The following is a 17,955-nucleotide window of genomic DNA, read 5'->3' as shown; positions in this document are numbered from 1 at the left end:
GTCATTTCGAACTGTGATGTACGCTGATCAATTGAGATATGTCACATGCGTTCAATATGATAATTTCATCCTTTTCTAATGGCGCTTATTTTTTCATAGGAAGTGACAATGCCCCTGATCAGGGAAGAGCTCAATCCTTGGTGTTCCATTTCGTTCAATCCTTCAATAGTGCATCCCCTGGGCGTGGTTACCCGATCTATTTCTTCTTCAGGATGGTTCCCCGATTCTATCAACAGACTTGCGGCCCCATTACAGGTGTGCATGGCCAGTTCCTGGGCTTCTTTGGCATCGAAACCCAATTGAATGGCACCTTGGGTGGTGGCCCGTATCAATCGCATCCAAAAGGCGATACCACTGGCGCAGATCACGGTGGCCGCCTGCATCTGTTCCTCGGGAATTTCCAAGGTATGCCCCATACGGTTGAAAATGGCCTTGGCTAGCTCAATGCGCTTTTTCCCTGGTTGATTGCTACAAATACAGGTCATGGATTTACCTACCGAAATGGCCGTATTGGGCATACTACGGATGATGAACTTGTCCGAGCCTATAATTTCTTCCATTTTTGAAATGCTGAAACCGGTTATGGTGCTTATCACCACATGGTTTTCTTCCAGGAGGTCCTTGGTTTCTTCCAAAATGGAACCAAAGTGGCCCGGCTGCACGGCAAAAATGAGGATATCAGAGTTTTGAACGGCTAGCCTGTTATCCGAAGTGACAGTCACATTGCCATACTTTTCAAACTCTTGGATTTCCGATGTGTTTCTTTTTGTGAGGTACATGGTGGTGGCCCCATTACTGTGCAAAATGCCCTTTGCTATGGCCAGTCCCAAGTTTCCCGCTCCTATGATTGCTATTTTCATTTTTTGTTCTTTAGTATTGAATTATCGTCTTTTGGTTTGGATCAAGTCCCATAAATTGCCATATAGGTCTTCAAATACGGCCACAGTGCCATAGTCTTCTTCTTTAGGTTCCCGAACGAATTTTATTTTTTGCTCCAACATAGCGTTGTAGTCCCTCCAAAAATTATCGGTATTTAGGAAAAGAAACACTCTGCCACCAGTTTGGTTGCCCACACTTTTAAGCTGTTCCTCATTTGATGCCCTGGCCAATAAAAGAGAACATTCTGTGCTACCTGGGGGAGCTACGATAACCCACCTCTTGTTTTCATCCAATTTTGTGTCTTCCAACAAATGGAAATTCAGCTTTTTGGTATAAAAATCAATGGCTTCGTCATAGTCCTTGACCACTAGGGCGATATGTATTATTTTCTGCTTCATGCTTAAAATACCCCAGCTTTTAATTTCAAACCCTCACCTTCATCAAAACCAAACATTAAATTCATGTTCTGGACGGCCTGCCCCGAGGCACCTTTCAATAAATTATCTATTGCCGAGGTGATCAATAGTACATCTTCATGCTTGTGCAGGTGTATGTGGCAATTGTTGGTGTTCACCACCTGTTTTAGATGTATGGGCTCATCCGAAACATGCGTAAAAAGGGCTGTTGAATAGAAATCACCGTAAATTTTCCTTGCTTCTTCCAAAGAACCCTCAAAATGGGTATAGGCCGTGGCCAGAATCCCCCTTGTAAAATTCCCCCTATTGGGCAGAAACAACAATTTGCCTATTTGATTTCCAAAGGATCCCAGACTTTCACCAATTTCACCCAAATGCTGGTGGGTAAACGGCTTGTACCAGGATACATTATTGTTTCGCCAACTGAAATGCAATGTTTCACTGGGTTTTATCCCGGCTCCCGTGCTTCCTGTGACCGCATTGACATGGATATCCTTGTCCAATAAATTTTCTTTGGCCAATGGCAATAAGGCCAACTGAATGGCAGTGGCAAAGCAACCGGGATTGGCCACCAATCTGGAGCTTTGGATTTTTTTTCGGTTGAGTTCCGGTAGGCCATACACAAATGTTTCGTTGGAAAAGGTGCTGTTCTGACTCAATCTGAAATCATTGCTAAGGTCAATGATGAGGGTATTTTCCGAGAAGAGATTTTCCTTAAGGAATTTTGAGGAGTTGCCATGTCCCAGGCAGAGGAAGACCACATCCACATCGGCATTCACTTCTCCAGAAAATACCATATCGGTGACACTTAGCAGGTCGGGGTGCGCGTTGGAGATCTTGGCACCTGCTTTGGTCGTACTGTATACAAAATCTATTTCCACATCACTGTGGTTTAGGAGTAGTCGAATCAACTCACCCCCAGTGTATCCCGAGCCTCCTATAATTCCTGCTTTAATCATTCCCTTGATTTATGTGGTTTGCAATTTTTCCTGGGTTTGCCAAAATTTTGATGAATCCCTTGGCCTCGTCCGCGGTCCAACCTTTGTTCATTTCACCATAACTTCCGAAGGAAGCGTTCATTAGGTCGTGCTTGGATGAAATCCCGTTCAGTTCAAATCGGTAAGGATGGAGTGTGACGAAAACCTCACCCGAAACATTTTTTTGGGTGTCGGTCAAAAAGGCTTCAATATTCCGCATCACTTCGTCCAAATAATTGCCCTCGTGCAGGAGCATACCATAAAAGTTGCCCAATTGCTCTTTTTGGTACTGCTGCCATTTGCTCAGTGTATGCTTTTCCAGTAAATGGTGTGCCTTGATGATGATCAAAGGGGCCGCTGCTTCAAAACCGACCCTGCCCTTTATGCCGATAATGGTATCACCCACATGAATGTCCCTTCCAATCGCATATTTTGATGCAATTTCTGAGAGTTTTTCAATATTGGCCACTGGGTTATCGGACTCCCCATCCAAGGCCACCAGTTCCCCTTTTTCAAAGGTCAATTTCAGTTCCTTCGGGATTTCTTTTTCCAATGGGCTGGGATAGGAACTTTCTGGAAGGGACAAATGGGATGTCAGCGTTTCATCGCCCCCGACGGAGGTGCCCCATAATCCGCGATTGATGGAATATTTGGCCTTTTGCCAGGAATAGTCCACCCCATTTTTTTGAAGATATTCAATTTCAGCCTCTCTGGCCAGCTTGTTGTCCCGTATGGGGGTGATGATCTCAATTTCCGGTGCCAGAATTTGAAAAATCATATCGAATCTAACCTGATCGTTGCCCGCGCCCGTGCTGCCATGGGCAATATATTTTGCGCCTATTTTTTTGGCATGGTTGACAATTTCAATGGCTTGGACAATGCGCTCCGCACTTACCGAAAGGGGATAGGTGTTGTTCCGCAGTACATTGCCAAAGATGAGGTACTTGACCACTTTTTCATAGAAATTGGACACAGCATCTATGGAAGTATAGGAGGATGCACCCAACGCCAGGGCCTTTTGTTCAATTTCCCCAATTTCGGCCTTGCTGAACCCACCGGTGTTCACACTCACCGCATGCACTTCATACCCCTTTTCCTGGGAAAGATATTTGGCGCAGTACGATGTGTCCAACCCTCCGCTATATGCCAGTACTAGTTTTTTCATTTTGTTTTCTTTTTTAGAAACAGGTTTTCTTTCATTTTTTTCAAGCGTTGAAAGGCCTTTCCATTGATTTTACGGGGATCGGGTTTTTTGGCATGGGGGTCGTACAACATGCCGGTGCAAAGGCACATTTTCCGTTCAGTACGGGTCAAAATGTCGAAATTCTTACAGGTTTGGCAGCCTTTCCAGAATTCGGGATCATCGGTCAACTCGGAAAAGGTGACCGGTTTGTAGCCCAGTTCGTAGTTCATCTTCATTACGGCCAAGCCGGTGGTGATCCCAAAGATTTTTGCGTCTGGAAATTTCTTTCTCGACAGTTCAAAAACAGCTTTCTTTATCTTTTTGGCAAGTCCCTGGTTTCTGTAATCAGGATGGACTATGAGGCCTGAATTGGCCACAAAATTTTTGTCTCCCCATACTTCGATATAACAAAACCCGGCAAACTTTTCGCCATCCAATGCAATGACAGCATTTCCGTTCTGTAACCGTTTTATGATGTATTCCGGAGTTCGGCGCGCGATTCCCGTGCCACGTACCTTGGCCGACTCGGTAATGGTGTCGCTGATGATCTGGGCGTACTTAAAATGTGATTCGTTGGCAATTACAATTTCCATTGCAAGCGTTTAAACTGAAAAAAAAAATGAAAAACTCGGCTGTGTTTTGCGGAAATGGACTCACCTATTTCCATGAATGAAGTGCACCCTTACGGGCGACGACGGGGGGAGAATGGACGAACTGGAGCTAAGTTGCTCAAGATGAATGTTATGTACTCTTGTCCTTTCATAATGGAATAAAAGTACAAATTAATTCCAATTGGCCTAATGGCCGGGCCAATTTTTGAAGAAATATAACTTTTTGGTATCGTAACCCACGATTTCATAAATGAACAGCCCAAAAATCAAAATATACTCAATGGCCAGGAGCCACAGGTTTTCAGCATAATCGGGATTGGAGTAGGCGTGATAACTCAAAATAACCAAGAACGACCACAGGACGGGAAATTTAAACTTGGTGAACATGCCCAGGCCCAAAAGAAATATCAGATACCAGGGATGCACGGTGCTGGAAAGCAAATAGTATGCGCTCAAAGCGAGCAGCATAGAGATTATTATACTTTGCAATGAGTCATTCTTTCGAAGAAAGGTTATAAGTAGGACAATTGCTGCGGTCAAACCAATCACAATGGTACCGTAGACTTCAATCAGCTCCCAGGGTTTGGCCTCAAAAAAGGCAACGGCGATGATTTTGACAAGATTGTAGATGCCGGCATTGAACTCGAAATTGGAAAACCACAACCCCACGGTTTCGGAATAATGGTCAATAAAGGTTGATGCATAAAAAGGAAGCAGCAGGAGAATACAGCCAACCCAAACGGAAACATAAAAGAGCAGGCTTCTTTTCATCCCAAAAAACTTAAGGAAAATGGGCAAAAACAAGAGGGGGATGAGCTTTATCATAATGGAAATGGCATATACAGGAGCTGCCCAAAGCCATTTGTTTTTGGATATTAAGTATAGGGACCATATGAAGAAAAAGAGCATTACCCCTTCAAAATGGAGGTTTCCAGTCAGTTCGATGATGACCAATGGGTTTAGGAAATACCAAAAAACCTTGTGGGCGGGTTGGTCCAGGAATACCAGTAGTTTTTTACCAAAATAGAGTATGCCGATATCGGCCAAGATTATCGTCGCCCGCATAACGATCATGGAACCCAGCAGGTTTCCACCACTTATTAGGGAAGCCAAGGCAAATATGGCTTGGTTTACGGGTGGATAATTGCTGTAGTGTTTGGCACTCAGTGCTCCCATACCATCAACCAGGTTTTGCGCATTCGGAAAGATGGGTTGGTTTTGTGCCAGGATTTCGTTTGGCGTGAACAGATAGGGATTGATTCCGTTTTTGATTAGTTCCCCATCCCAGATGAACCGATAGAAATCTTGGGAAAGGTTAGGCTCCGCAAGGAAAAAAATCAATCGAAAGAAGACCCCGACAATCAAAAGAAAGTTGAAGTTCCAATGTTGAAGTTGTATAAGTTTATAATAAAAATAGAATGCTCCTGCGTAGAGCATGAGGAGTTTTATGAAGTCGGCGCGATTTAAATCGTAACCAAAACCCCAATAAAAGAGGACACTGCCCAATGCAAAAAGCAAAGGGTATTTATGGAGTTTCCCGAACGTTATGATTTTATGGGGCATTGCCAACGACACTTCTTTGGTCGGCAATAAATATAAATAATATTGAATTGGGAGTGCTATCCTGCCATCTAATGGCAATGGCCTGTGCAAAACCCAGTTGGCAGGATAGCAGTTATTCCTATGCGGTTGCCACCAAAATCTCGGCTTCACCGCTAGTGGGGTTCATGGCTTTTTCTCCATAAATCTCCATGTCCGTGGTAAAGGTGCGGTTTAAATCGGTATTCCAAATCTCCATCCAGGTGTTGATGACGGCATCCTTGGTCAAGTCGCCTTTGGCGATGAACTGGGTGTAGTTGGACTCGGGTACGATTTTTACGGTCATATCCTCGGGGATATTGTCCAAACTGGACACATTGCAACCAATAACGATAGTATAGGGTTGGGTATGGTCCCCTTCGTAATCCGTGTAAATGGCATAAATGGTATGGTCCACTTTGTTTGGGATACGGTTGAGGGTATTCTCAGCCATGAATTTATCCCACAATTTTGGGATGTCCCTTTCCGCTTTTCCAGCGTTGTTTGAAGTTCGGGCGGCAATGCCAACAATGGTCAATTCTCCTTTTTTGGTGTTTGTCATGATGTTAACTTTTAAGATTTGCCCAAAAGTATTCTCGGTTTATGACAAGGGTATGTCAGGGGTGGTTGAAACGGATCAATTCATCTCTTGTGTTCATCAAGTGCATCTGGATTTTTAAGTTGAAAATCGGTAACTTCACGTATCGGGCGATATGGCCCATTGAAACGGAGCTATATCTTAAACGTTACCTGTAATTTAATGAAATACTTTCCTGCACTAATTATGATGATTTGCTTTGTCGCCTGCACAAGCAAAAAACAAATTGAAGGCTCATGGATTTATTGCTATGGTCTGGATGAGTCAGGTAATTTCGAATTTGAACCTATTTCAGCAGCCATATTTGATTTCAAAAATGATAGTATAAACGAATACATTTTAGGTAATCAAGATTACGGTATTGCCAATCAACACTATACCTATAACCTCATAAGAGATGATAAAATCTGTAAGCTGGGTGATAGGTATATTTTGGACTTGGATTCTGTAAACGGTGATAGTCTAATTCTTAAATCCAGAGATTCTACTAAAAAAACCTCAATAATTTGCAAGAAATTACCTTACAGTTCTGGACAACAAGTATGGAATCCCATGAACAAAGTTTATCGCTTTAATAGTGTAAATTCAGAATCGATTATCTGGGACTTCGTTAACGATTCTGCTCTTATAGAACTCAACCAAAAATCTGGTAATTTCGCTGTTAGAAAATGGGGGTCTGCAAAATTAAATGGCTATCCCTTGATGATCATTACCCATTTTGATCCAATTCCAATTCTTATAGATTCAATTGTTGATGAAAAAGTATTTGCTTCATATTTTGAATCAAGTATTAATCGATTCACCTTTGAGTTAGAGAAGCCTAATGAAGTTTCAAAAGAAATCCTTGGTCTGTGGACGTTTTCGAAATTAGAACCTATTGGCTCATCAACTCCTGCTGCCCCAATAAACAAAATGTCATGGATTAATATTACCAGGGATTCTTTAGAATATGAGGTTTATGGCCTCAAATTTAAAGCTGGGTGGAGAGCTAGCAATACTGGTAAGTTTATCACAAGCAATTCTTCACCAATTCGATTTAATACAGTTTGGAAAGTTGATTCAATATCTAAGAAAAAACTGGTGCTTGAATTGCGCGACGAAATAAACCAAAGGTGGAGGTTAATTTATAATAAATAAAACTACAGGTAACATTGGCTATAATCCATTGCTCCATTTTAACTAAATTCAACCTATAAACAATCGAATCGGCTGGATTCCGTACCGAAAAATCCGATGGATTTTTCATGCAACGAAATCATAGCCGAACCGATAAGTGCAACGGATTCTTATTGGTTTTCTGAATTGGAATAACTCCCATTATACCTTTCATAATTCTTATAGTACTCCTCCAGGGTCATATTATGGGATTCAAAAGCCTCGTAGGTATTCGTGATTTTTTGGATAAGGTCTATCCGGAACACCCGAAACGCTTTTCTGAGGCGGCAATAGGCAATGAGCAACCACTTTTCTTCGGTACTGTATAGGGCAAAAGGCTCTATGTTTCTATTGGTGAGCTTGTTTTCCAGGGACCTATACTCGATATTCAGCACCTGAAAATTGGTCAATGCCGATTGGATGCGCATGAGATAATTGCTGGTTCTTTGGTGGAGATAATTATCGGTAAAATAGATACGGTCTTTAAGCAAGTTGGCCTTGTCCTTTTGTGAACCCTTCAACAGCGCTTTTATTTTTAGGATGGCATCGGCGTAATATTGCACAAAGGAAGCATCCTTGTTCTTGAGCACCAACTGTTCCGCGGTGATCAGGGCATTGGCCTCATCTTCGGTGAACATGACCGGGGGCAGTTGATAGCCTTCCATCATGGAATAGCCCTTTCCTTCTTCGGTGACCACGGGAACTCCCGACTTTTCTAGTGTACGGATGTCCCGATATATGGTCCGAATGCTGACGTTGTGCTTTTCGGCCAGCGTTTTGGCGGTAACAATCCTGGAGGATTGCAATTGGGTTAATATGGCCGTAAGCCGGGAGAGTCGTGGTTTTTCTTCCATGTAAACTTGGAATGTTTCTTTAATTAAAGACCGTATAAAAGTAGGGATTCTGAAACGAGTTCTTTAACAACGATCACTTGGATAAAATCAATTTACCATTTAAAATCACTTATTACGTTGTCATTAAAAAGCACTTTAATGGTGTCCTTATTGGTATAAGCTATATAATGTACCGTATTATCACTTTTGGATAGTTTTTTGTGCTCTAAAAACTTGGGTGGCGAATCCAAGTCATTTGGGTATGGTATGGATTTGCTTTCGTTTTTTGAAAATTTGATATAGCTAATATTGTTCGTTGACAGGTCAAGAACATTAATGGCGTAAAAATCATCTTTGGACAGCGTGGTATTATAGATAATATGATTGCTGTCTGAAGACCAATTTACCACTAATGACTCCGGTTTTGGAAATGAATCCAATTTGTGCACTTTACCATTTATGATGTTTTCGGTGTACAGGCCGTAGTGGCTACCGTCACTCTTTACGGAAGCGATTGTTTTTCCGTTGGGAGCCAATATTTTCTTTGAGCGGATATTTTGATTGAAAAAGAATGCCAGGGCCGATATTGTCAACAATAAAAACAAAAGAATCCATTTAAAGACACTTCGTTTTTTTATCATTGGAAGGATACTTTCCTCAAGTTCAACTTTTTTTAGGGGAGCTATAAGTCGATATCCCTTTTTTGGAATGGTTTCTATGTATTGTGGATTGGCTCTTGAATCCCCTAATATTTTTCTTAATTCGGATATGCTCTTGTCCAATGAATTTTCAGTCACAATAGCACCTTCCCAAGCTTTTTCTAATAAATCTTTTTTGGAAATTACTTTCCCATTGGCTTCAATCAGGATAACAAGGACTTTTGCCACTTGATTTTGCAAGTGGGTTTTATTATTTCCATGTATCAATTCTGAAGTCCAAGGATTTAATGTCCAATGTCCTATTTTGTATTGATATGTTTTGTCTGACATCCTCTGTTGGGTATAAAGTGGGAAATTGTCGAATTCAGAAATAATTCAGGTCTACACACCCCCAATTAAAAACTATTGCCATAAAATTGATAGCGGTAAAGAGCAAAAACAATAAAACTACAATGCAAAATATAAAACTAATAGTAATCATGGTTTTGTTGGGCAATGTTAACATGCATGCCCAACCTAAAACGCTAACACTTACTTCAAATATATTAAATGAAGAAAGGCAGATTTTAATTGGGCTGCCCGATTCTTATGAATACGATGGGGAAGATTTTAAGTACCCCTTGCTTTTGCTCACCGATGGGGAATGGCATTTTGATATGGTTTATAGGGCCACAAAATTGCTATACCAAAACGGTTTTCCAAAGATTATTGTGGCCGCTATTGTGAATACCAATAGAGGAAGGGATTTGACTTTTTCCAATACACCTGAAATTGACAGTAGTGGCAATGCTTATAGTTTTTGTCGGTTCATCAATGAGGAATTGTTGAAGCGTTTGGAGGAGGATTATAGGATATCTGATTTCAGAACCTTACTGGGACATTCCTTGGGTGGGTTGTTTGCCACATATGCCATAACTCAAGATATGGATGCTTTTAACGCCATAGTCACGATAACACCTACCATACGATGGGATAATTTTAAACTGCTGGATAGTTTTACACCAGATTTCATGAAGAAATTGACACAATCCGAAAAACCATTTTTTATAGGGATAGGAAATGAAGTTGGACCGGAGCGTGAAGGTGTATTACGATTGAAGAAACTACTGGAATCCCACAGTTTTTTAGGTTTTACCTATAAAGAATATTTGGATGAATCCCATGTTACGGTTCCTTGGAAGGCTTATTTTGATGGTATTAAATTTATTTTCGACTCTTTTCAGTTACCGGAGGAGTATAATAACTTTGATTTTTCAAAGACTATGGAGTATTATGAAAAAGTGGGAAGCACTTTTGACTATGACAAGCGTGTGCCTCAGCGTATTTTATTCAATCGGGGTTATGGTGCACTTGAAGCTGACAACAGCATTGAAGCAAGGAAAATATTTAATTACTACAAGCAAGTCTATCCCAATGTCCCTATTCCCTACACGGCCTTGGGAGACATTAATTTCGATTTGAAAAAATACGCAATATCCAAGGAGAACTACGAGATGGCCTACAAATTATTCCCTACGGATTATGTAAAGAAAAGAATTGAAGCCCTTGAAAAATTGTTAGATTAAGCTTTGGAAGTGAGCGACTTAAAGAATACAAAACCAAAGCCCAAAAACAACATTAAATGAAAAGGAAATAATCCGAAATCATTTAAAGGAATAGCGCTGTACATACCGAACAGGAAGTAAATCATCAGAGCGAATTCCAAAATCATGTTGGGGGATAGTTTTTTCGCCAAATATTTATTGCCTTTCCAAGAATCCGTCAGGTTATTGATGTTGAATTTGGGGGTTCGCACAAACTCACTGCGCTTGCCCAAATGGCCTTCCAAAACAGCAACCGTATTGTGCAAGGAAAACCCGAGCGCTACGGAGAAAAAGGTAAAAAACAATTTGATGTAGTCCACAAAATTGTCAAAACTGCTGCCTTGAATGCTCTTGTAGGTGAACCAATAACAGATGAACAAGATAATTGTGCTCACGATAAAGAAGCTGGTCACTTCAAAAACCCAATCCAGATGCCCAAATGTATTTTTGATGTAGAGCATTGGAATGCTGAAGAGCGCCACGATAAACACACAAAGGAACATGGAACTGTTTAATAAGTGCATCACTCCGTGGAATTTGGTCTTAAAAGGAATGTTCTTCGCTTTGATGACATTCCAAACCGTTTTTCTAAAGTTTTCCGCACCACCTTTGTTCCATCGGAACTGCTGGGAACGTGCTGCACTGATCACCACGGGAAGCTCAGCAGGAGTTTCCACATCTTCCAAATATTTGAACTTCCAGTTTTTTAATTGGGCACGGTAGCTCAAGTCCAAATCTTCGGTCAGGGTATCGCCTTCCCAGTTGCCTGCATCATAGATGCATTCTTTTCTCCAGATACCGGCGGTGCCATTGAAGTTGATGAAATGGCCTTTGGAATTTCTTCCAACCTGTTCCAAGGTAAAGTGGGCATCCAAAGCAAAAGCTTGAATACGGGTAAGCGTGGAATAATCCCTGTTGATGTGTCCCCAACGGGTCTGTACCACACCAATTTCCTCATCCTTGAAATAGGGAACCGTTTTCTTTAACCAATCACTTTCCGGAAGAAAGTCGGCATCAAAAATGGCGATAAACTCTCCCTTGGCATGTTCCAATCCCTCTTTCAGGGCACCTGCCTTATAGCCTTGCCTGTTTTCTCTTCGGATGTGCTGGATATCAAGACCGGTGTTTTGAAGTTCCTCGATACGTTTTGCCGTCTCAATGACGGAATCATCGGTGGAGTCGTCCAAAACCTGTATCTCCAGTTTACTTTTTGGGTACTCTATTTTTGCAATGTTGTCCAGCAGGCGCTCCATCACATATTCCTCGTTGTAGATGGGCAGTTGGATGGTGACAAATGGAATTTCCTTGGGATCCAATAGGTTGAATTTGGGAGCTACCTCATTACGCTTTTTGTATCCCAAGTAGTTGATCAAAAGATTTAATTGGGATAGACTGTACAGAAAAATCAAGATCAAGGCCGTACTGTAAATAGCAATAATGATGTATGTAATAGCTAGTCCCATGTTACTTTATACTGTATTTAAAAATCCAACCTAAAATTTTTACGCCTGCAAATATAGTACCTTTTACCGTACCTGAAACTTTTGACACCCCAATTCTTCGTTTGTAACGTACTGGTACTTCGGTATATGACATGTTGTTGCGCAATACTTTCAACTGCATTTCCACCGTCCATCCATAAGTTTGGTCCTGCATGTCCAATTTTTTGAGCTTTTCATATTTAATCGCCCTAAAAGGTCCCAAATCCGTAAATCTTGCCCCGAACAGGATTTTCATTAAAAAGGTGGCCAATTGGTTACCAAAAACCTGTTGCGGTGTCATGGAACCGGGTTCCCTGAGCGATTTTTTTCGCGCACCTATCACAAAATCAATGTCCTGTTCCAAAATGGGGGCGACCACTTTGTCCAACTCTTCAGGATAATCTGAATAGTCACCGTCAATAAATACGATGATGTCGGGCACTTTGGATTGTTCGTCGACGTAATGCAGTCCTTTTAAACAGGCAGAACCATATCCCCTCTGGTTTTCGGTGATTACGGTAGCCCCGGCTTTTTTTGCATTTTCGGCTGTGTTGTCGGAAGAACCATTGTCCACCACGATGATCTCGGAGACCGAAGCTGGCAATTCTGAAATGACCTTGGCGATGGAATCCCCTTCGTTTATGGCTGGAATGATGACCTTGATGACTGCCATGGCCTGGATTGGGCGTTTTTGTTTTGCGGTTGAGGATGCCAAAACTAAACTATTCTGTACTTTTGTATGAGGAAAAATTGGTTGAAAAACCCAAAGCCCAAATCATTTTTGATTTACTAAGGTCATTAAATCGACATCGTTGCCCAAAAGGACTTGGTTGCTGTCGATTCTACCTTGCAATGGGCCGTTTTCCAATTTTAGAACACCTCTTGGGCAAACCGCGGAGCATATCCCGCATCCCACACAGCTGGAGCGCACAATATTCTCTCCTTTCTGTGCATAGGCACGCACATCGATGCCCATCTCGCAGTAGGTGGAACAGTTTCCGCAGGAAATACACTGTCCGCCATTGGTGGTGATCCTAAATCGGGAGAAAAGTCGTTGTTGAAACCCTAAAATGGCGGCCATGGGGCAGCCAAAGCGGCACCACACCCTATTTCCGAAAATGGGGTAGAAGCCTGTGCCAATAACTCCGGAAAAAATGCTTCCAATCAAAAAGGAGTAGGATTTGCGTAGTGTTTCCGATTTAAACAGAAATACATTGCCATCACCACTGAAAAAGTGCATGCCGATCAGGGCCATGATGATTACGAAGTATCCGATGGCCCCATATTGTGCATCCTTTTGCAACTGCGCTCTTTTGAAAAGCATCACCCAAGCGAATACCAGGGTCAGCAAGGTGGCAATCCCAATCAAAAATGTGCTTTTGGTGAGCCAATACTTGCTGGTGTCGGTTCCCAAATAAGAATAAATTACCGCAGTGGTCATCAACGTGACGAAAACCACCACACTGTGGACCACCCAACGTTCAATTTTCCATGCTTTCAGGGATTTATCGCTCAATTGTCTGAAAGAATCTCCCGCGGTCTCCGCCAATCCACCACAACCACAGACCCAGGAGCAATACCATCTTTTACCATATTTATAGGTAAGGATGGGTGTGATGACGAATATGGACAGGATACCAAATATCAACAAAGCAAAACCGATGTCTCCAGAACTTAGGAAAGCCTTGATCCTATACCCTTCAAAATTATAATAGTTCAAGGGCCAGACATTTTTCAGATCATAATAGGGAAGACTACCGCCATTCAATATTTTGTCACCATTCAAACGGGCCATAAGCTCTGGAATGATAAAGGCAAAGGCTGTCTGAAAGAACATGACGCTCATGGTGCGGATACGCTCGTATCGGTTATGGCGGTATTTCCACATAAACTTGATACCAAAGGCCAAAATGGCCACGGTGTACAATGTTCCGTAAACAAACCACTGACTGGCAGCGTTTCCGCTCAATGCTTTGCTTAGGGGATCAAATAGGGCGATTACGCCTTTATTGTCGCCCCCTTGCACGAGGCCGAGATATTCCGGGTAGAAATAGAGTATGATGTAGAACCCGGTCAAGGAGATGCCAGCAATCCACCCCCAGAAACCTTTACTTGAAATGGACTTGAACCAAACTCCATCATTTTTTATGCCCGGGAGTTTTTCCGAGTAGGCTTCCCACGAAAACCAAAGTGTTCCGGTAAAAATGGCAGCCAACGATATGGAAAGCCAAAGTCCTTTTTGGGGAAAAGAAACATTGAAAACGGCCAACAGCATTATGGCAAGGCCGAACATGCCCAGCAGTGTTGCCATTTTCTGATTTCTGTTGAGGCTTTTTGGAGGTTGGCCGGTAAGGGCCATGCTTCTATCGTATGTGCTCATATGCTTTAAAGTTCAAGTATCAAGTTAAAGTTCAAATGTCAAGTTCAAATTCAAATCAATTTTTTTATTACTGCCTCAACCGAAAATGCGGGCAAAGCTTTTCTTTTTTGGCGTGATGGATTTTCCGTGATCTGCGTTGAATTTGTTCACAATTTCAGATTCATAATTCCTATAAAACTCGGGATCAAAATTGGCATCGATAAGGTGCTCCATCACATGATCCACGTTTCTTTCTTCGGTCAACCAGCGGTCGAAGATCTCATGCCGCATGCGAATACCGAAGGTGTTGATGCCCAAAAATTTTCTTGAATCCTTATCAAAAGCCACAGTGATACAAACTTTGTCCTCCGCATGTCGCCAGTGAAAATGTTCCTCATGATTTTTTTTGTTCCTTTCAGAAAAGACCCAACCGTAGGTTTGGTATTCAATATCCAAAAACTTAGCCGAGTTGAACCAATGTCCGGGCTTGTATTCTATTTTGTTTCCGCAAATGGTCTGTGCCACCGTTTCTCCCATCATCCTTCCCGTGTACCATACTGCTTCAATGGGCCTGCGATTGCCAATGGCCTCGTGTTGTTCTGCACAGTCACCGATGGCATATACATCGTTCACATTGGTTTCCAAGAATCGGTTTACCTTCACACCTCTTCCCAGTTCTATTCCAGAACCTTTTAGGAAATCGATATTGGGTGTAACCCCAGCGGTGAGTCCGACCATATCGCAAGGAAGTTCCTCTCCGGTTTCAGCAATGATGACCGACTTTACCTTGCCATGTTCATCCGCAACAATTTCTTTGAGGTTTGTCGCCAACCGCAGATCAATGTGGTGTTCCAAAATGTGTTCGTTGATCATTTGGGATTCACCCTTGGGCAAAACGCCGTTCCAAAAACTGCTTTCCCGAACCAGAAAGGTCACCGGAATATCCCTGCTGCGCAACATTTCTGCCAATTCTATTCCAATCAAACCGCCTCCAACGATTACCGCACGCTTACAACTATCCTTGTTGGGGGCATTGGTTTCCAAAAGGTCTAGATCTTGCTTGGAATACAGGCCTTGAACGCCATGTAAATCCTGACCTGGCCAGCCAAATTTGTTGGATTTGGAGCCCGTGGCGATGATTAACTTGTCATAGTGTACGCTCCTCGAGCCATCGACCACAAGCTGTTTTTTATCCGTGATCACCTCTGTGACATAACCCCGCATGAGTTCTATCCTGTTCTTTTCCCAAAACCAATCTTCATAAGGTTTGATGTGGTCAAACTTCATGTGTCCCATGTAAACGTACATGAGTGCTGTCCTGGAAAAAAAGTGATCGGTTTCGCCCGATATGATAATGATTCGTTTGTTGGAAAGTTTTCGGATATGTCTTGCTGCCGTGACACCGGCAATTCCATTCCCGATAATTACAATGTTCTCCATAATCGGTTGGGTTGTGGCTATTGTGTCGCACTTAAATATAGGAACTTAATCCGGTAGATTAATTTAGAAAGATTTTAATTAAGGAATAATCTTTTTTAGAGGCACTTAACCAACAATATCTTAAATTTAGAACTTTCTATTGCAGATGATCAAGAATTGGATCCTTATTGGTCTTTTTGTGCTGTTCTCCTGTAGCGGACAACAAAAGGAGAAGATTAATGGTGTCAGTTTCGTGGGATCTCGCGAGCCGGTGGATCAGGTCCATGTAAACCCGGTTCTGGACATCCACGCCAATTATGCCGCAGTAATGCCTTTTGGTTTTTTAAGGGACCTGAACTCACCCGATCTTATTTTTGATACGGAACGACAATGGTACGGGGAAACCAAGAGGGGAGCCCATCAATATATTGAGACCTTACAGAAAAATGGTGTCAAAGTGATGCTAAAACCACAGATTTGGGTTTGGCGCGGGGAGTTTACCGGGGATTTAATGATGAAAACTGAAAAGGATTGGGAACAATTGGAAACATCCTACACCAATTTTATAATGACCTTTGCAGAGCTTGCCCAATTGACCCAATGCGAAATTTATTGTGTCGGAACCGAGCTGGAGGAATTTGTAAAGCACCGACCTGCATTTTGGCAGGAACTCATCGCCAAGGTGAGGAAGGTATACTCCGGAAAACTGACCTATGCCGCCAATTGGGATGAATATACAAGAACCCCTTTTTGGCCGCAGTTGGATTACATCGGTGTGGATGCATACTTTCCATTGACCGATAAGCGGGAACCAAGTGCCGAGGACTTGAGAAGCGGTTGGCAGCCTTGGAAAAACAAATTGCAAAGGCTCTCCGAGGATTTGGAAAAGCCCATTTTGTTCACTGAATTTGGTTATCGAAGCATGGACTACGCGGGCAAAAAACCTTGGTTGGTTGATAGAAATCAGATGCGGGTCAACCTAAAAGCCCAGGAAGTTGCCACACAGGTGATTTTTGAAGAGTTTTGGGACGAGGATTGGTTTACCGGTGGCTTCCTTTGGAAATGGTTCACGGACCACAGTCAGGTCGGGGGGCATGAGGACAACAGATTTACCCCCCAGAATAAACCCGCTGAACAAGTCATTAAAAAACACTATGCCAAGGTCGGCAAATTGAGACCCTAGGCCATTGTTATTAACTTGTGGGAATCTTCCGCCTGTTTTTTTCATTTTATTCGCTTTTTTTCATCACTTTTGCCCTGACTCCCCACATCATTTAATCGGTTTTATGAAATTGGTATCGACTTTAATGCTATCGATGCTCGTTTGTGTTAATTCATGGTCCCAACAAGACCATTACACAACTGTGGCAGAACGGGGGGATGGGATATTCTCACTCTTGCGAAAACAGGGACTGGACCCTGTTCGGCACTATGCCGAGTTTGTGGAACTCAACAAGGAAAATCTTGATAGAGGAAGTCTTTTGAAAATAGGGATGACATACAAAGTGCCCTATAGCAAGGATTCTTTTAAGCGAACAGGAGTACGGGTGCATTCATCGGATGGTGGGGAGACAGCCATTTTTGATAAGGAACTGGCCAGCATGTCGTTAAAAAGCACCAGGCTGAAGGAAGCGGTCTATTATTTATTGATAGAGAACCATTTCCAAGCAAATAAGGGGTTTTTGCAGAAAATGGTCTTGAGATTGGCTGCCGATCTAATGGTCCACGGGGCACAGGTGTATTTGCTGGACGATTGGATACCTGAACAGATGGCTGAGGATGGGTCGCTCCTGGGGCCTGCAAAAATGGGCCATTATGTGGATGCCATAAACAAGCGTTATTTAAAACACGGCAAAAAATATCAACGGGTACTGGTGCTGCGTGCAAACGACCCTATTGTTGGAGGCAATATGAATCTAGGGCTGTACCATTATCAAAAAAGTGGCGATGGGCAGCGCTTGGCGGAGAGCATTCAAAAAGTGTTCAGCAAAAATGGAATAAACAAGGGGGCTGATGGCAAGGAGAGTGCCATTTTTGAAGATAAAAATAGCCTGTTCCTGGCCAAAAACCTGCTTCCGGCGGTAACGCTCCTCGTGCTCGATAAGGAATCGAAGCCAGGAGAGGCAGGTCAACTTTCCATAAAAGTGGATCAGCGGCGGTTCGCCGACTTGTTGGGGAATGGAATAATGAGGGATTATGCCGATCTTAACATAGAGGAATAGAG

General features: G+C 42.5%; 17 protein-coding genes. 4 read left to right on the top strand and 13 right to left on the bottom strand.

Annotation, left to right across the window (positions count from 1 at the left end; all coding sequences use genetic code 11):
• Nucleotides 1–65: 65 nt before the first annotated feature.
• The 7 genes from proC to K7G75_RS00810 form a co-directional block, all read right to left on the bottom strand.
• The gene (gene proC / locus K7G75_RS00840) at nucleotides 66–860 is read right to left on the bottom strand and encodes a pyrroline-5-carboxylate reductase (protein WP_222981805.1); all 795 of its coding nucleotides are present in this window, start codon (nucleotides 858–860) and stop codon (nucleotides 66–68) included.
• 21 nt (nucleotides 861–881) lie between these two features.
• A complete protein-coding gene (locus K7G75_RS00835) occupies nucleotides 882–1,277 on the bottom strand; it encodes a VOC family protein (RefSeq protein WP_222981803.1) in 396 nt (131 codons plus the stop codon).
• A gap of 2 nt (nucleotides 1,278–1,279) precedes the next feature.
• On the bottom strand, nucleotides 1,280–2,254 hold the full coding sequence (gene argC, locus K7G75_RS00830) for an N-acetyl-gamma-glutamyl-phosphate reductase (protein ID WP_222981801.1): 975 nt from the start codon (nucleotides 2,252–2,254) through the stop codon (nucleotides 1,280–1,282).
• Nucleotides 2,247–3,437, bottom strand: coding sequence for an argininosuccinate synthase (argG, locus tag K7G75_RS00825; protein ID WP_222981799.1), 1,191 nt, complete (start codon nucleotides 3,435–3,437; stop codon nucleotides 2,247–2,249). Before argG ends, argC begins: the two co-directional genes overlap by 8 nt.
• The gene (locus tag K7G75_RS00820) at nucleotides 3,434–4,048 is read right to left on the bottom strand and encodes a GNAT family N-acetyltransferase (RefSeq protein WP_222981797.1); all 615 of its coding nucleotides are present in this window, start codon (nucleotides 4,046–4,048) and stop codon (nucleotides 3,434–3,436) included. Before K7G75_RS00820 ends, argG begins: the two co-directional genes overlap by 4 nt.
• A 204-nt stretch (nucleotides 4,049–4,252) precedes the next feature.
• Nucleotides 4,253–5,629: an MptA/MptB family glycosyltransferase gene (locus K7G75_RS00815; protein WP_222981795.1), complete on the bottom strand. Its 1,377-nt coding sequence runs from the start codon at nucleotides 5,627–5,629 to the stop codon at nucleotides 4,253–4,255.
• Between the two features lie 118 nt (nucleotides 5,630–5,747).
• Nucleotides 5,748–6,206, bottom strand: a complete 459-nt coding sequence (locus K7G75_RS00810) for a GyrI-like domain-containing protein (RefSeq protein ID WP_222981793.1) — start codon at nucleotides 6,204–6,206, stop codon at nucleotides 5,748–5,750.
• Nucleotides 6,207–6,404: 198 nt separating this feature from the next.
• On the opposite strand from K7G75_RS00810, the gene K7G75_RS00805 reads away from it, so the two are divergent.
• On the top strand, nucleotides 6,405–7,379 hold the full coding sequence (locus K7G75_RS00805) for a hypothetical protein (protein WP_222981791.1): 975 nt from the start codon (nucleotides 6,405–6,407) through the stop codon (nucleotides 7,377–7,379).
• A gap of 149 nt (nucleotides 7,380–7,528) precedes the next feature.
• Here the strand turns inward: K7G75_RS00805 and K7G75_RS00800 are convergent, their stop codons facing one another.
• Together K7G75_RS00800 and K7G75_RS00795 are read right to left on the bottom strand one after the other, a co-directional pair.
• Nucleotides 7,529–8,251: a helix-turn-helix transcriptional regulator gene (locus K7G75_RS00800; protein ID WP_222981789.1), complete on the bottom strand. Its 723-nt coding sequence runs from the start codon at nucleotides 8,249–8,251 to the stop codon at nucleotides 7,529–7,531.
• Between the two features lie 92 nt (nucleotides 8,252–8,343).
• Nucleotides 8,344–9,219 (bottom strand): winged helix-turn-helix domain-containing protein, encoded by an 876-nt coding sequence (locus K7G75_RS00795; protein ID WP_262420213.1) that lies wholly within the window; start codon nucleotides 9,217–9,219, stop codon nucleotides 8,344–8,346.
• A gap of 122 nt (nucleotides 9,220–9,341) precedes the next feature.
• Here K7G75_RS00795 and K7G75_RS00790 point away from each other — a divergent pair, with 122 nt between their 5' ends.
• On the top strand, nucleotides 9,342–10,454 hold the full coding sequence (locus tag K7G75_RS00790) for an alpha/beta hydrolase-fold protein (RefSeq protein WP_222981785.1): 1,113 nt from the start codon (nucleotides 9,342–9,344) through the stop codon (nucleotides 10,452–10,454).
• Here the strand turns inward: K7G75_RS00790 and K7G75_RS00785 are convergent.
• The 4 genes from K7G75_RS00785 to K7G75_RS00770 all read right to left on the bottom strand — a co-directional run bounded on the left by K7G75_RS00785 (nucleotide 10,451) and on the right by K7G75_RS00770 (nucleotide 15,752).
• Nucleotides 10,451–11,935, bottom strand: coding sequence for a cellulose synthase family protein (locus K7G75_RS00785; protein WP_222981784.1), 1,485 nt, complete (start codon nucleotides 11,933–11,935; stop codon nucleotides 10,451–10,453). The two genes, K7G75_RS00790 and K7G75_RS00785, sit on opposite strands and share 4 nt — an antisense overlap.
• A gap of 1 nt (nucleotide 11,936) precedes the next feature.
• Complete coding sequence (locus K7G75_RS00780) at nucleotides 11,937–12,626, bottom strand: glycosyltransferase family 2 protein (RefSeq protein WP_222981783.1); 690 nt, start codon at nucleotides 12,624–12,626, stop codon at nucleotides 11,937–11,939.
• Between the two features lie 102 nt (nucleotides 12,627–12,728).
• Entirely contained in the window at nucleotides 12,729–14,333 is a 1,605-nt protein-coding gene (locus K7G75_RS00775; RefSeq protein WP_222981781.1) for a 4Fe-4S binding protein, read from the bottom strand.
• 75 nt (nucleotides 14,334–14,408) lie between these two features.
• Nucleotides 14,409–15,752, bottom strand: coding sequence for an NAD(P)/FAD-dependent oxidoreductase (locus K7G75_RS00770; protein WP_222981778.1), 1,344 nt, complete (start codon nucleotides 15,750–15,752; stop codon nucleotides 14,409–14,411).
• A gap of 145 nt (nucleotides 15,753–15,897) precedes the next feature.
• On the opposite strand from K7G75_RS00770, the gene K7G75_RS00765 reads away from it, so the two are divergent.
• Nucleotides 15,898–16,914: a glycoside hydrolase family 113 gene (locus tag K7G75_RS00765; protein ID WP_222981769.1), complete on the top strand. Its 1,017-nt coding sequence runs from the start codon at nucleotides 15,898–15,900 to the stop codon at nucleotides 16,912–16,914.
• 181 nt (nucleotides 16,915–17,095) lie between these two features.
• Nucleotides 17,096–17,953, top strand: a complete 858-nt coding sequence (locus tag K7G75_RS00760) for a hypothetical protein (protein ID WP_222981767.1) — start codon at nucleotides 17,096–17,098, stop codon at nucleotides 17,951–17,953.
• The last annotated feature ends 2 nt before the right edge of the window (nucleotides 17,954–17,955 follow it).

The organism is Flagellimonas meishanensis (assembly GCF_019880545.1).
Lineage (GTDB): Bacteria > Bacteroidota > Bacteroidia > Flavobacteriales > Flavobacteriaceae > Flagellimonas > Flagellimonas meishanensis.
The sequence above is the reverse complement of the archived record's forward strand: the minus strand, read 5'-3'. Positions and strand labels throughout refer to the sequence as shown.

Excerpts from the sequence above, each read along its gene's own strand:
- argC (WP_222981801.1), bottom strand. The coding sequence starts at position 2,254 with ATGATTAAAGCAGGAATTATAGGAGGCTCGGGATACACTGGGGGTGAG.
- K7G75_RS00785 (WP_222981784.1), bottom strand. The coding sequence starts at position 11,935 with ATGGGACTAGCTATTACATACATCATTATTGCTATTTACAGTACGGCC.
- K7G75_RS00835 (WP_222981803.1), bottom strand. The coding sequence starts at position 1,277 with ATGAAGCAGAAAATAATACATATCGCCCTAGTGGTCAAGGACTATGAC.
- K7G75_RS00820 (WP_222981797.1), bottom strand. The coding sequence starts at position 4,048 with ATGGAAATTGTAATTGCCAACGAATCACATTTTAAGTACGCCCAGATC.
- K7G75_RS00810 (WP_222981793.1), bottom strand. The coding sequence starts at position 6,206 with ATGACAAACACCAAAAAAGGAGAATTGACCATTGTTGGCATTGCCGCC.
- K7G75_RS00805 (WP_222981791.1), top strand. The coding sequence starts at position 6,405 with ATGAAATACTTTCCTGCACTAATTATGATGATTTGCTTTGTCGCCTGC.
- K7G75_RS00770 (WP_222981778.1), bottom strand. The coding sequence starts at position 15,752 with ATGGAGAACATTGTAATTATCGGGAATGGAATTGCCGGTGTCACGGCA.
- proC (WP_222981805.1), bottom strand. The coding sequence starts at position 860 with ATGAAAATAGCAATCATAGGAGCGGGAAACTTGGGACTGGCCATAGCA.
- K7G75_RS00795 (WP_262420213.1), bottom strand. The coding sequence starts at position 9,219 with ATGTCAGACAAAACATATCAATACAAAATAGGACATTGGACATTAAAT.
- K7G75_RS00800 (WP_222981789.1), bottom strand. The coding sequence starts at position 8,251 with ATGGAAGAAAAACCACGACTCTCCCGGCTTACGGCCATATTAACCCAA.
- K7G75_RS00775 (WP_222981781.1), bottom strand. The coding sequence starts at position 14,333 with ATGAGCACATACGATAGAAGCATGGCCCTTACCGGCCAACCTCCAAAA.
- K7G75_RS00765 (WP_222981769.1), top strand. The coding sequence starts at position 15,898 with ATGATCAAGAATTGGATCCTTATTGGTCTTTTTGTGCTGTTCTCCTGT.
- K7G75_RS00815 (WP_222981795.1), bottom strand. The coding sequence starts at position 5,629 with ATGCCCCATAAAATCATAACGTTCGGGAAACTCCATAAATACCCTTTG.
- K7G75_RS00780 (WP_222981783.1), bottom strand. The coding sequence starts at position 12,626 with ATGGCAGTCATCAAGGTCATCATTCCAGCCATAAACGAAGGGGATTCC.
- argG (WP_222981799.1), bottom strand. The coding sequence starts at position 3,437 with ATGAAAAAACTAGTACTGGCATATAGCGGAGGGTTGGACACATCGTAC.
- K7G75_RS00790 (WP_222981785.1), top strand. The coding sequence starts at position 9,342 with ATGCAAAATATAAAACTAATAGTAATCATGGTTTTGTTGGGCAATGTT.